The organism is Pseudonocardia cypriaca (genome assembly GCF_006717045.1).
In the GTDB taxonomy this organism is placed as follows: domain Bacteria; phylum Actinomycetota; class Actinomycetes; order Mycobacteriales; family Pseudonocardiaceae; genus Pseudonocardia; species Pseudonocardia cypriaca.
In genome coordinates this window covers 1,235,365-1,249,025 of sequence record NZ_VFPH01000002.1, presented here as the reverse complement: position 1 = coordinate 1,249,025, position 13,661 = coordinate 1,235,365, and the positions used below count along the sequence as shown (strand labels likewise).

The window sequence follows — 13,661 nt, the reverse complement described above, 5'->3', positions numbered from 1 at the left end:
TCGCCCCTTCCCGCGGCACGTGATCCAGAACACCCTGGGAGGTCCGTCGAGCGAGGAGGCGCGCCAGATGACGCAGACCGCCGAGACCCCGACCTTCGTCGGCCGGAGCGTGCCCCGCCGCGAGGACGCCGCACTGATCACCGGCCGGGCCACCTGGACCGACGACATCGCACCGGCCGGCACGCTCCACATGGCGGTCGTCCGGAGCCCGCTCGCGCACGCCCGGATCCGGGGTGTCGACGCGGGCGCCGCCCGCGCGCTGCCCGGCGTCGTGGCCGTCCTCACCGGCGAGGACCTGGCCGGCGAGTTCGCGATCGGCCTGCCGTGCGGGTGGCCGGTCACGGAGGACATCAAGATCCCCGACCACCCGCCGCTGGCGCGGGGCGAGGTCAACCACGTCGGCGACGGCGTCGCCGTCGTGCTGGCGACCGACCCGCGCACGGCCCACGAGGCGCTCGGGCTCGTCGAGGTCGACTACGAGGAGCTGCCGGCGGTCGTGGACATCGAGGCGGCCCTCGAACCCGGCTCCCCACTCGTGCACGAGGAGCTGGGCACCAACCACTGCTACACCTGGCCACTGGCCGTCGGCGACGTCGAGGGGGCCTTCGCGCAGGCCGACGTGGTGGTCGAGGGGAGGTACCTGCAGCAGCGGGTGCTGCCCTCGGCGATGGAGCCCCGTGCGGTCGTGGTCGTCCCGGAGCCGGTGGGCGGCGCGTTCACCGTCTACACCTCCACGCAGGTGCCGCACTTCGTGCGCGACCTGCTCGCCCTGATCTGCGGCGTCTCCGACAGCAAGATCCGCGTCGTCGCCCCGGACGTCGGCGGCGGCTTCGGCTCCAAGCTCAACGTCTACGCCGAGGAGGCGCTCGCGTTCGCGTTGGCGCGGCGTCTCCGCAAGCCGGTGAAGTGGACCGAGACGCGCTCGGAGAACCACGTCGCCACAACCCACGGGCGCGGCCAGATCCAGAAGATCGCGGTCGCGGCCACGCGCGAGGGCAAGATCCTCGGGATGCGGGTCGAGCTGCTCGCGGACATGGGTGCCTACCTGCAGCTGCTCACCCCCGGCATCGCCGTCTTCGGGGCGTTCACCTACTGCGGCCTCTACGACTTCGGCGCCTACTCCTTCGAGTGCAAGGGCGTGTTCACCAACCTCACGCCCACCGATGCCTACCGCGGCGCGGGCCGCTCCGAGGCCGCCTACGCGCACGAGCGGATCATGGACGACCTCGCCCGCGAGCTCGGGATGGATGCCGCCGAGGTGCGGCTGCGCAACCTCATCCCGCCGTTCTCCGAGCCGCGCACCGTGCCGTCCGGCGTGATGTACGACTCCGGCGACTACGAGACCACCATGCGCAAGGCGATGGACCTCGTCGAGTACGAGCGGCTGCGCGCCGAGCAGCGCGAGCGCCGCGAGGCGGGCGACGTCGTGCAGCTCGGCATCGGCATCGGCAACTTCACCGAGAGCGGCGGGCTCTCGCCGTCCAAGGTCGCAGCCGGGGTGCGGCTGCAGAGCGGCGGCTGGGAGGCCGCGACCGTGCGGATGACGGTCGGGGGCAAGGTCGAGGTCGTCACCGGCACCTCCCCGCACGGTCAGGGGCACGAGACGGTGTGGGCGCAGATCGCCGCCGACGCACTCGGCGTGCACCCCGACGACGTCGAGGTGCTGCACGGCGACACGGCGATCGCCCCCTTCGGCCGCGACACCTACGGCTCGCGCAGCCTCCCCGTCGGCGGGGTCGCCGTGCACGTGGCGGCCGGCCGCGTCGCCGAAAAGGCCCGCGCGATCGCTGCGCACCTGCTCGAGGCGGCCGAGGACGACCTCGAGTTCACCGGCGGCCGGTTCTCGGTGGCCGGCACGTCCGGTCCCGGGATCACCATCCAGGAGGTTGCGCTCGCCGCGTCGCTGGCGAACAACCTGCCCGAAGGGATGGAGCCGAACCTCACCGCCGACCACCACTTCGACCCGCCCAACTTCACCTGGCCGTTCGGCACCCACATCTGCGCGGCCGAGGTCGACACGCAGACCGGACGCGTCGAGATCCGCCGCTACGTGGCGGTGGACGACTGCGGCCCGATCGTCAACCCGGCGATCGTCGAGGGCCAGCTGCACGGCGGCATCGCCCAGGGGGTGGCGCAGGCGCTCTACGAGGAGGCCCTCTACGACGCGGCGGGCAACCCGAAGACCGGCACGCTCGCCGAGTACCACTTCCCGACCGCGATGGACCTGCCGAACTTCACCCTCGACCAGACGGTCACCCCGTCGCCGACCAACCCGATGGGGGTGAAGGGGATCGGCGAGTCCGGGGCGATCGGGTCGTCACCCGCGGTCGTGAACGCCGTGATCGACGCGGTCGCCCACCTCGGGGTCACGCACCTCGACATGCCGGTCAGTCCGGAGAAGGTCTGGCGGGCGGTCAGCGAGGCGGGTAACACTGCGAGCACTCGCCAACGCTGACGGGAGGCCGACATGGTGGCGATCAACTGCGACATGGGCGAGGCCTTCAGCATCTACCGGTGCGGCGACGACGAGGGGCTGATGCCCTGGATCACGCTCGCGAACGTGGCCTGCGGCTTCCACGCCTCCGACCCCCGGGTGATGCGGCGGACGGTCGCGCTCGCCAAGGAGCACGGGGTGAAGGTGGGCGCCCACCCGTCGCTGCCCGACCGCGAGGGTTTCGGCCGCCGCGAGATGAAGATGGAGCGCGACGAGCTGACCGCCGCCGTGATCTACCAGGTCGGCGCGCTCTCCGGCTTCCTGCGCGAGCAGGGGATGGAGCTCAACCACGTCAAGCCACACGGTTCGCTGTACGGGATGGCGGCCCGCGACGAACAGGTCGCCGAGGCCGTCGCCGACGCGGCCGCGGTGTTCGGCGTGCCGCTGATGGGCATGGCGGGCACCGTGCACGAGAAGGTTTGGGGCGCGAGCCCCGGCGGGTTCATCTCCGAGTACTACGCCGACCTCGACTACCGCCCGGACGGCTCGCTGATCATCACCCGGGAGCACGCCGCGTTCGACCCGGGCTCATCGGCGCAGAAGGCGGTGCGGGCCGTCACCGACGGCGTCGCCACCGCCGTCGACGGCACCGAGATCCCGGTGCGGGCCGACTGCGTCTGCGTGCACTCCGACACCCCCAATGCCGTCGACCTCGCGAAAGCCGTTCACGAGGCGCTGCGTCCCCACCTGAGCTGAGAGGAGCCCGCGTGAGCCGCCACGAGGTCGTTTCGCCGATCCCCGGTGTCTTCTACCGCCGACCCGACCCCGACAGCGACGTGTACGCGAAGGAGGGCCAGACCATCGGGGCCGACGACACGGTCTGCCTCGTCGAGGTCATGAAGTCCTTCCACCCGGTCCCGGCAGGCGCGGCGGGCACGCTCGTGGAGTTCCTCGTCGAGAACGAGGACGTCGTCGACGCTGGCCAGGCGGTCGCGGTGATCGAGGCCGGGTGAAACGGCTCCTCGTCGCCAACCGCGGTGAGATCGCGGTGCGGATCATCCGCGCCGCCCGCGACCTCGGGATCTCCACGGTGGCGGTGCACAGCACGGCCGACGCCGAGGCCAGGCACGTCCGACTGGCCGACGCGGCGGTGGAGATCGGGCCGCCGCCCGCGGGCAAGAGCTACCTCGTCGTCGACGCGATCATCGAGGCGGCGCGCTCGGCGGGCGCCGACGCCGTGCACCCCGGCTACGGGTTCCTGTCCGAGCGGGCCGGGTTCGCCGCGGCCGTCGCCGACGCCGGGCTCGCGTTCGTCGGCCCGGACGCCGCCGTGATCGACCAGATGGGCGACAAGGTCCGGGCCCGCCAGGTCGCCGCCGCAGCGGGCGTTCCGACGGTGCCGGGCACGCCGGGCGGCGTCGATGACGTGGCCGCGGCGGTCGCCGCCGCCGCGGACGTCGGCTACCCGGTGATGCTCAAGGCCGCGGCAGGTGGGGGCGGGCGCGGCATCCGCGTCGTCGAGGACGAGGCCGGCCTGCGCACCGCGTTCCCGGCCGCGTCCCGGGAGGCGTCGAGCGCCTTCGGCGACGGGCGGATGTACCTGGAGCGCTTCGTGCGCCGGGCCCGCCACGTCGAGGTGCAGGTTCTCGGCGACGGCACGGACGCCGTGCACCTTTTCGAGCGGGAGTGCTCGCTGCAGCGGCGCAGGCAGAAGGTGGTGGAGGAGGCGCTCGCGCCGGGCATCGACGCGGGGGTGCGCGACGCGATGACGGCAGCGGCCGTGCGGCTCGCCCGCGAGGTCGGCTACCGCAGCGCGGGCACCGTCGAGTTCCTGGTGGACGACGAGACGCACGCGTTCTTCTTCATCGAGATGAACACCCGCATCCAGGTGGAGCACCCGACCACCGAGCTCGTCACCGGGATCGACCTGGTCACCGAGCAGCTGCGGATCGCAGGTGGCGAGCGGCTGCCCCACGGGCAGGACGGCATCGCGGCCCGCGGGTGGGCGATCGAGTTCCGGGTGAACGCCGAGGACCCGGCGCGCGGGTTCATGCCCTCGCCGGGGAAGGTCGGGCGGGTGGAGCTGCCGGCCGGGCCGTGGGTCCGCGTCGACACCTGGCTGGAGCCCGACGTCACGGTCCCGCCGTTCTACGACTCGCTGCTGGCGAAGGTCGTGGTGTGGGGCGAGGACCGGGAGACCGCCATCCGCCGCTCCCGCCGGGCGCTCGCGGAGTTCGCCGTCGAGGGCGTCCCGACGACGGCCGGGCTGCACACCGAGATCCTCGACCAGCCGTGGTTCGCGGCGGGGGAGTTCCACACCGGGACGTTGGAGCAGTGGTTGTCCGACCGTGAGGAGCCGACGGCATGACCGCGATGACCGAGGTCCAGCCCGCCCGCTACAGCTGGGGTGGCGACGAGTTCATCTTCGTCGAGCTGGCCGAGGAGATGAGCCTGCAGGCCAACTTCCGGGCCATGGCGATCACGAAGAAGCTCTCCGACGCGCGGCCCGACGGCGTGCTGGAGATCTGCCCGGCGAACGCGTCCTACCAGGTGCAGTACGACCCGGACGTGCTGGAGCCCGCCGAGCTGCTCGCGCTGCTGCAGGACCTGGAGCAGCAGGTCGGGGACGCGCACGAGCTCGCGCTGTCCACCCGGGTGCTGGAGGTCCCGGTGCTCTACCGCGACCCGTGGACCACCGAGACCCTCATGCGGTTCCGCGACCGCCACCAGGACCCGAACGCCACCGACATCGAGTACGCGGCCCGCATCAACGGCTACGGTGGCGTGGACGACTTCATCGCCGCCCACTCCGGCTCCCCGTGGTTCACCTCGATGGTCGGGTTCGTGGCCGGGCTGCCGTTCCTCTTCCAGATGGTGCCGCGGGAACGGCAGATCATCGTGCCGAAGTACCTGCGTCCGCGCACCGACACCCCGAAGCAGACCGTCGGCTACGGGGGCTGCTTCGCCTGCATCTACTCGGTGCGCGGAGCGGGCGGCTACCAGATGCTCGGCATCACGCCCGCCCCGATCTACGACCCCACCCAGTCGCTGCCCGACTTCACCGACTTCATGGTGCTGTTCCGGCCCGCCGACATCGTGAAGTTCGCGCCCATCGACCGGGAGCGCTACGACGAGCTGCTCGCGGAGGTGGAGGCCGGGACGTTCCACGTCACGGCGCGCCCCGTCGAGTTCCACCTGCAGTCGTTCCTCGACGACCCCGACGGCTACAACGCCCGGCTACTGGAGGTCCTGAAGTGATCGAGGTGCTCAAGCCAGGGCTGTCCACCACCGTGCAGGACGCCGGCCGGACCGGCTACTACCACCTGGGCATCCCGCCGTCGGGCGCGCTCGACCAGTACTCGCTGCGCGCGGCGAACCTGCTCGTCGGCAACCCGGCGGGCGCCGCGGTGCTCGAGGCGGTCTACATGGGTCCGGAGCTGGCGTTCACCGACGACGCCGTGGTCGCCGTCGCGGGCGCGAGCATGGTGCCGAAGGTGAACGGCGAGGAACGCCCGCTGTGGGAGTCGTTCCCGGTGTCTGCGGGTGACGTGCTGAGCTTCGCCTACCTCACGGCGGGGGCACGGGCGTACATCGCCGTCTCCGGTGGGATCGACGTGCCCGAGGTGCTGGGCAGCCGCTCGACCTACGCCCTCGGGGCGCTCGGCGGCTTCTCCGGCCGGCCGCTCGCGGCGGGGGACCGGCTGCCGGTCGGCTCCGCCCCGGGAGCGTCCCCCGGCCGGAGCGTGCCAGCCGACCTGCGGCCGAACGTGGCGAAGGACATCGAGGTCAGGGTCGTCATGGGCCTCTACGACCACCGCCTCAGCGAGGCCGGCCGCGCGGCCTTCCTCGACAGCACGTGGGACCTCACGCCGGTCGCCGACCGCATCGGCTTCCGCTACGCGGGCCCGGAGCTGGAGACGGTGCCGCGCGAGCCCCCGTTCGGCGCCGGGCAGGACCCGTCGAACATCGTGGACGCGCCGTACCCGATCGGCTCGATCCAGGTTCCGGGCAGCGTCGAGCCGATCATCCTGCACCGCGACGCCGTCTCCGGCGGCGGCTACATGATGATCGCGACGGTGCTGTCCGGCGACCTCGACCTCGTGGCCCAGTCGGCGCCGAAGACCCGCACCAGGTTCGTCGAGGTCGACCTGGACGGCGCTCTCGCCACCCGGTCCGACTACCGCAAGCGCACCCGGCGGCTCGCGGAGGCGCTCGGGAGCTGACCTCGGGCGGTGCCCCTTAACGTGTGCGGATGCCGCAACCCCGTGACGACCCTGCGGCCGCCCGCTGGACCGCGCTGGTCGGGCGGCTCCGCGCCGACGCCGACGCGCTCGTCACCGAGTTCGTCGACCGCGTGCGCGCCATCGGCCCGTACGGGCGCGGGGTGGTGCCGCACGAGGTGCTCGAGGCCGACGCCGACCGCACCTTCGACTACCTGCTGCGCCGCGTGGCCGGACAGCCCGTCCCGGAGCGGCTGATCGACATCGGCCCGTCGATCGGCCGGGACAGGGCGCGCCGGGGCGTCCCGCTGAACGACCTGCTCACGGCGGTGCGGCTGGACTTCCGGGTGCTGTGGGCCGGTCTCGTCGAGCGGGCGGAGCCCGCCGAGGAGCCGCTCCTGGTCGCCCACGTCGAGGACGTGTGGGCCGCGGTCGAGGACTACACCACCCAGATCCAGGTGAGCTACCAGGCCGAGGCGGCGCTGCTCGCCCGCGAGCGGCAGGGCGAGCGCACGATGCTCGTCGCCTCCCTGCTCGCGGGCCGTGACCCCGACCCCGACGAGGTGAAGCGGCTGGCGGTCGCGCTCGACGTCGACGTGGACGCCGACCTGCTCGTCGCCGCAGCGACGGCCGCCGCGGGCCCGGGCTTGCGGCGGGCGGCCGACCGCCTCGGGGCGGACGGGCGGATGGTGCACGTGCAGACCACCGGGCGACACGTCGTGCTGATCGCGCGCTGGGAGGGCGGGACGGGTGCGCCGGTGCGCGCCGCGCTGGCCGGGGTGCCGTGCGGGGTGGGCCCGCTGGCGCACGGCCTCGCCGACGTGCCGCACAGCGCCCGGATCGCGGGCGAGATCGTCGACGTCTCGACGGGGACGGCAGGCCCGCGAGAGCTCACCGACGCCTGGCTGCCCCTCGCCGCCGCGCGCCTGACCGACACCGCCGCCGAGCTCGTGCGGAGCGAGCTCGGTGGGCTCGCCGAGGTGCCGCACCGGGAGCGGGAGCGGCTGCTGGCGGCCGTGCGCGCCTACGCCACCACGGGTTCGGTCGCGCAGGTCGCGGCCCGGCTGTACTGCCACCGCAACACCGTGCTCAACCGCCTGCGCCGGTTCGCCGAGCTCACCGGGCGGGACGTCACGGTGCCGACCGACGCGGCCGTGGTGCTCCTCGCCCTGGAGTGCCTCCGCTGACCGTGAAAGGGTTCACCCATGGATCCCGAGAACCGCTCCGACGAGGACGACTCCGGAGTCCTCGAGCCGGAGGACAGCCTGGACGACCGCGGCGTCGGTGACGTGCTCGACGAGGGCTGGTCGCCTGCCGAGAAGCCGTGGGCGAGCACCGGCTGGGGCACCACGGCCCGCGAGGAGGCGGGCGACGAGCCCCTCGACGCGCGGCTCGCGCGCGAGCTCCCGGACGGCGAGGAGTGGCTGGGCGACGATCTGGGGGACGCCTCCGACACCGACGGCGAGCTGCTCGACGACGAGGTCGGCGACGTGCGCGCCGGCCGGCTCGTGGCGGCGGGCGGCACGTTCGACGACGACGAGGAGCTGTACGCGCTCGACGCGGGCATCGACGGGGGAGCGGCGTCGGCGGAGGAGGCCGCGGTGCACGTGGTCACCGAGGAACGCAGGCTGGACGACTGATCCCCGCGTAACGTCACCGGCATGAGTGACGTGGACGCGACCGACACCGCTTTCTGGCATCCGTTCGCTGCGATGGGCGCTGTGCGCCACGGCGAGTTCGTGGTCACGCGTGGCGAGGACGTCTGGCTCTGGGACGAGGCGGGGAACCGCTACCTGGACGCCACGGCGAGCCTGTGGTGCGTCAACGTCGGCCACGGGCGGCGCGAGATCGCCGAGGCCGTCGCGGCGCAGATGAGCGAGCTGGCGACCTACCACACGTTCACCGACTTCGCGAACCGTCCTGCGCTGGAGCTGACCCGCAGGCTCGCCGGTCTCGCCCCCGTCCCGGGGGCCAAGATCTTCCTGGTCAACGGGGGCGGGGAGGCGATCGACACCGCCGCGAAGATCGCCCGCGAGTACTTCGCACGCACCGGGCAGCCGGAGCGCACGGTGCTGGTCAGCCGGCGCCACGCCTACCACGGCACGCACGGCTTCGGCACCGCGCTCGCCGGCATCCCCGCCAACCGGCTCGCCGCGCCGTTCGTGCCCGACGTCGTGCAGGTGGAGTGGGACGACCCGGAGGCGCTCGACGCCGAGATCGAGCGGATCGGGCCGGGGCGCGTGGCCGCGTTCTTCGTCGAGCCGGTGATCGGGGCGGGCGGGGTGTACCCGCCGCCGCCCGGCTACATCGAGCGCGTGCGCGAGATCTGCACCCGGCACGGGGTCCTGCTCGTCATCGACAGCGTGATCTGCGGGTTCGGCCGGCTCGGCGACTGGTTCGGCGTCGACCGGTTCGGGATCGTGCCCGACCTCGTCACGTTCGCCAAGGGCATCACCAGCGGGTACGTGCAGCTCGGCGGGGTGGTGGCGCACGAGCGGGTGGCCGAGCCGTTCTTCGCCGACGGGGCACCCCCGTTCCGGCACGGCGCCACCTACTCCGGCCACCCCACGGCGTGCGCGGCCGCGCTGGCGAACCTCGACGTGATGGAGAACGAAGGGCTGCTCAAGCGCGCCGACGGTCTGGAGCTCCCGCTGCACGAAGCCGTGCAGTCGCTCGCCGACCACCCGCTCGTCGCCGAGGCCCGCGGCGGCACGGGGGTGCTCGCCGCGATCGAGCTCGACCCCGAGCGGCTGGCCGCGAACCCCGCGTTGCCGGCCGCGGTGGCCGCCGGGGCCCGCAGGCGTGGCGTGCTCGTGCGGCCGATGGTCTCCGCCGTGGCCGTGTCGCCCCCGCTGACCTTCACCGAGGGGCACATCGAGCTGCTGACCGAGGCGCTGCGGGGCGGCCTCGACGATGCGAAATGAGCCGCTGACCCGATCGGGCGTATGCAGTACGTCGAACAGTCGAAGGGTTGCCCGGGCCGCGACCCGACCGTGGTGACCGGGCGTGACGAGTGGGGGACGCGCCGCGTGACCTGGGCATACATTCTGTGACTGACCTCACTCACGTGGGCACCGTGACGGGCGCGACCGCGCCTTCCCCGTAATCCAGTCGTTGTACTGACACGGCAAGGGAGTGCTTTGGGGGACGGGAGCTAGCGATGGCCGGTGAGGCGGTGAGTGGACGCTACGGCGCTGCCCGGCACGCCGTGGCGGACGAGGACGGATCGCGGCGCCACCCGGCTTCCGGCGACCGGTCCCTCGTCGACCGGTTGCTGGCGGAGGGCGGCGACGAGCACGCCTTCGACTGGGGCTGGGGGGACCCGGGGACCTCGGACCGGGAGCCGCTGCACGACATCCCGGAGCTCTGGGGACCGGACGAGCGCTCCGCGCCGGACTCCGCCGAGCCGGACGGCGCCGAGGAGAAGCCCTTCCCGACACCGCGCCTGCACGCAGAGAACTCCTACGCCGAGAACTCCTACGGCGAGTGGTCCGATCGCGCGCTGGACGACCTGGGCGGCGACGAGTGGGGGACATCGGTCCTCGACGTCGAGGACCCGCGTCCGGACGTCGAGCACGGCGTGCTCGACCACCGGTTCGGCGGCTCGGGGTTCGGCGACGACCCCCTCGACGCCCTCTCGACCGCGCGGGTCCACGCCGAGAACGGCCCGCTCGGCGACGGCACGCGCGATCGGGACGCTCCGGACCTCGGGCCGACGCACGATGTCGGTATGGACGGTGACCACACCGGTACCCGGGCCGGGGCCGATCCGCTGGATCGATCGCCCTTCGCGCCACCGCTGCAGGACCGCGACCCGCTCGGCCGCGAACCGGACGAGCCCCACTCGCTGTTCGACAGCGAACCGCTGGACCGCGACCCGCTGGGCGCGGAGCGGCCCGAGCGGAAGCTGGTGGACACCGACCCGCGGCTGCGCCGCTGGGCCGATCGCGACCGGCCGAGCACTGCGCCTTCCGGTGACCGCTCGGCCTTGCCGGCCCCGTTCTCCGACGAGCCCGCCGAGTCCGATCCGCTCCGCACCGACCGGGGTGGCGACGAACTGGGTGGTGGCGACCTGTTCGCGTCGAACAACGGTGACCACCGCGACGCCGACCCCTTCGCCGACCCCGCCTTCGCCGAGAGCGTCCTCACCGGGCGCATCCGCATCACCGAGGCCGATGGACCCGGTCCCGACGACATCTTCGGCCAGGAGCCCTCGCAGGCGCCCGACCCGGTCGACCTGACGCCCGACCCCACCACCGCGTTCACCGCGGTCGCGCCGGCTCACCGCAGCGCTCCGGAGGCACCGGCGCTTCCGCTCGAGGAGTACGCCGCCCGTCGTCGCGCCGCCGAGCAGGCCGCCGCGTCCGCCGAGGACGCTGCTGCGTCGGCCGCCGAACGGGCCTCCGCCGCCATCGCGGCCGCGGCGCGCGCTGCGGAGGAGGCCGAGGCGGCGGCGGAGGCGGCGGCCGAGGCGGCCGCGCAGGCCAACGAAGCGGCCGAGGCAGAGGTGCGCGCGATCGCCGACAGCGTCGCGCGCGGTGACGCGCCGGGCCGGCAGGACGCGCCCGAACCGCCCACCCAGGCGGTCCCGCTGATCGCGCCTGCCCGCGCCCCCGGACGGCGCCCGCCGCCGCGCCGCCCGGCCGGGCCGCCGCCCCGCTCCCCCCGGCCGGACGAGTCCGGGCGCACCAGCGGGCCCCCGCCCCGTGCCTCCCAACAGAACAGCCCCGTTCGCAGGAGCACGGACGGGGAGGCCACGGCCGTGCTGACCGGGCTGGACGCGTTGCGCGACCCGGTCCGGCCCCGGCGCACGGAACCGGCGCCCGCCGAGGCCACCACCATCACCCGGCGGCCGGTGGCCGCGGAGCCCGAACACGAGCCGGAGGAAGTCGAGGACGTCGACGACGTCGACGACTCCGAGCTCGACGACGAGCCCGAGGAGCGCGGCCTGGTCGGGCGTCTCACCTCGCGGCCGGTCCTCGCCGCCGTCGGGGTGGGGGCGGTGCTCGTGCTCGCCGCGATCGTCGCGCTCGTCACGACGTCCGAGCCCGAAGCGGCGCCCCCCGAGGCCACCCCGGCCGCGGTGAGCGCCCCGGTGGAGCCGCAGCAGCCCGAGCCGATGACTCCGGCCGTCGACCTGCACAGCAAGAAGGCGACCGCCTTCCTCACCGCCCTGCGCGACGCCGACATTCCCACCAGCAGCAGCGGGCAGGCCGAGGTCGAAGCGGCCGACGCGATCTGCTCCCAGCTGGACCAGGGGGCCGACGAGGCGCAGCTCGCGCGGTCGGTGCCCGCGGTGCTGCCGAACGTCACGCGTGGCCAGGCGAGCGACGTGGTGGACCACGCGCAGCGGTTCTACTGCTGAGCCACTCCGTGACCCGCGCTCACGGCGGGCAGAGGGTGCCCGAGTCGGGCAGCACGCCGTCGAGCAGCATCGCGTTCACCACGCCGGAGACGCACGCGGTGCGCGGGTAGGCCCCGGTGCCCGCACCCTGCCAGCTGATGAAGCGGGCGGTGGTGAGCGAGTCGGCCGTGCGCCGGGCACCGTCGAGCGCGCTGCGCGGGTCGGCCGCCGTGCCGATCACGAGGATCGGCGGCGCGGCATCGGCCTGACCGGCCAGCGGGACCTTCCGCCCGGTCGGCCACGGCGCGCACGCCAGCAGCCGCAAAGCGAGCGTCGCCCCGAACGTCGGGTACGCGGCGGTCCAGCGTTGTGCGACCTCCGCGATCTCGCCGGGGGCGAGGCGCCGCTGGGTGTCGTTGCAGCTGGTGGCGAGCATCCCGTCGAACAGGCCCCTCGGCCCGGTGAGCGGGGCGAGGATGGTCAGCATCGGGACCGGGTCGCCCGCGTTCGCCGCAGCGAGGGCCGCCGCGAGGCCCGGCCACCGCCGCGGCTCGCCGAGGCCCGCCAGCAGCGCGGTGACCGTGGCGCCCGCGGTGAGCCGGCTCCCGTCGGTTGCCACCAGCGGCTGGCGCTGGAGCTGCCCGAGGAGAGTGGCCACCGTGGCCCGCGGGTCGGGGCCGAGCGGGCAGTCCGGACGCGCGGCGCACGCCACCCCGAACGCCCCGAGGGCCGCCTCAGCGGCCGCGGCGCGGCTGTCGGTGAGGTCGGGCTCGTCCTGCGTGGGGTGCGGCGGCCCGTCGAGCACCAGCCGCCCGACGGAACGGGGTGCGGTCCTGGCCCACGTCGCGAGCGCGGCGGCGCCGTCGCCGACGCCCACCGCGGACAGCCGCTCCACCCCGAGGGCGGCGCGCAGCAGCTCGACGTCGGCCGCGGTCGCGGCGGTGCGGTAGCTGCCGAGGCCGCCGTCGAGGGTGAGGTTGCACTCCTGCACGACGGAGCGGGCCTGTTCGAGCAGCTGGGCGAGGTCCGCCTCGCCGGTGGACTCGGCGTCGGCGTCCACGAGCGCGGAGCGGGCGGTGTCCGGCGCGCAGTGCAGGATGTCCTCGCCCGCTCCGCGGCGGTCGAGGCCCACGAGCGTGTACTGCTGCAGCACCGACGGGTCGACCTGCCCCGCGAGAATTGCGGCGTGCCGGGTGGACGGCTCCCGGGTGCTGTCGCCGAGCACGAGCAGCGGTGGCCGGTCGGCGGGCGCCCCGGCCTCCCCGACGCGGATCACGCCCAGGGTCACGGCGCCGAGCGAGGGCTGGTCGGGATCGGCGGGCACGGTGAGCTCCCCGCAGTCCACCTGCAGCTGCCGGTCGGCGGGCACCGGTTCGACGAGCGTGACGAGGGTGTCCTCGGTGCACTCGAAGAACGGGATGCTCGCCCGCTGCGGTTCCGGTTCCGGGAGCTCCGGCGGCTCGGTCGGCGCGAGGGCACTGGGCGCCGCGGGCACGTTCTCGCCGCGTACGGCCACCGGCGGACGCTGCGACGGACCGACCGTGCAGCCGGCGAGCGCGGCGACGAGGCAGAGCAGAGCAACCAGGCGGAGGCGAGCCGCTCCGACCGCATGACGCGGTGGTCGTGCCACGTGCCCCTCCCGGTCGTGCTGGATCCGGGAACA

General features: G+C 74.1%; 11 protein-coding genes. 10 read left to right on the top strand and 1 reads right to left on the bottom strand.

Translation table 11 applies throughout. From position 1 onward, the window contains the following. Positions 1-67 precede the first annotated feature (67 nt). From FB388_RS23560 to FB388_RS23515, 10 genes are all read left to right on the top strand, one after another. Entirely contained in the window at positions 68-2,455 is a 2,388-nt protein-coding gene (locus FB388_RS23560; RefSeq protein WP_142104369.1) for a xanthine dehydrogenase family protein molybdopterin-binding subunit, read from the top strand. 12 nt (positions 2,456-2,467) lie between these two features. Continuing rightward, positions 2,468-3,190: a 5-oxoprolinase subunit PxpA gene (gene pxpA, locus FB388_RS23555; protein ID WP_142104368.1), complete on the top strand. Its 723-nt coding sequence runs from the start codon at positions 2,468-2,470 to the stop codon at positions 3,188-3,190. 11 nt (positions 3,191-3,201) lie between these two features. Further along, positions 3,202-3,447 carry an acetyl-CoA carboxylase gene (locus FB388_RS23550; protein WP_142104367.1) on the top strand — a complete coding sequence of 82 codons (246 nt, stop codon included), beginning with the start codon at positions 3,202-3,204 and terminating at the stop codon, positions 3,445-3,447. Further along, positions 3,444-4,802 carry an acetyl-CoA carboxylase biotin carboxylase subunit gene (locus FB388_RS23545; RefSeq protein ID WP_142104366.1) on the top strand — a complete coding sequence of 453 codons (1,359 nt, stop codon included), beginning with the start codon at positions 3,444-3,446 and terminating at the stop codon, positions 4,800-4,802. The genes FB388_RS23550 and FB388_RS23545 overlap by 4 nt, the downstream gene beginning before the upstream one ends. Next, positions 4,799-5,692 carry a 5-oxoprolinase subunit B family protein gene (locus FB388_RS23540; protein ID WP_246122326.1) on the top strand — a complete coding sequence of 298 codons (894 nt, stop codon included), beginning with the start codon at positions 4,799-4,801 and terminating at the stop codon, positions 5,690-5,692. The genes FB388_RS23545 and FB388_RS23540 overlap by 4 nt, the downstream gene beginning before the upstream one ends. Continuing rightward, positions 5,689-6,657, top strand: coding sequence for a 5-oxoprolinase subunit C family protein (locus FB388_RS23535; protein ID WP_142104365.1), 969 nt, complete (start codon positions 5,689-5,691; stop codon positions 6,655-6,657). Before FB388_RS23540 ends, FB388_RS23535 begins: the two co-directional genes overlap by 4 nt. Positions 6,658-6,686: 29 nt before the next feature. Further along, positions 6,687-7,841 (top strand): PucR family transcriptional regulator, encoded by a 1,155-nt coding sequence (locus tag FB388_RS23530; RefSeq protein ID WP_142104364.1) that lies wholly within the window; start codon positions 6,687-6,689, stop codon positions 7,839-7,841. Positions 7,842-7,859: 18 nt separating this feature from the next. Then, positions 7,860-8,294, top strand: a complete 435-nt coding sequence (locus FB388_RS23525; protein WP_142104363.1) for a DUF5709 domain-containing protein — start codon at positions 7,860-7,862, stop codon at positions 8,292-8,294. Positions 8,295-8,315: 21 nt separating this feature from the next. Next, positions 8,316-9,578 carry an aminotransferase family protein gene (locus tag FB388_RS23520; protein ID WP_142104362.1) on the top strand — a complete coding sequence of 421 codons (1,263 nt, stop codon included), beginning with the start codon at positions 8,316-8,318 and terminating at the stop codon, positions 9,576-9,578. A 251-nt stretch (positions 9,579-9,829) separates the two neighbouring features. Then, entirely contained in the window at positions 9,830-12,019 is a 2,190-nt protein-coding gene (locus FB388_RS23515; protein ID WP_142104361.1) for a DUF732 domain-containing protein, read from the top strand. 19 nt (positions 12,020-12,038) lie between these two features. Here the strand turns inward: FB388_RS23515 and FB388_RS23510 are convergent, their stop codons facing one another. Further along, positions 12,039-13,628, bottom strand: a complete 1,590-nt coding sequence (locus tag FB388_RS23510) for an alpha/beta fold hydrolase (protein WP_211362184.1) — start codon at positions 13,626-13,628, stop codon at positions 12,039-12,041. Positions 13,629-13,661: the final 33 nt, after the last annotated feature.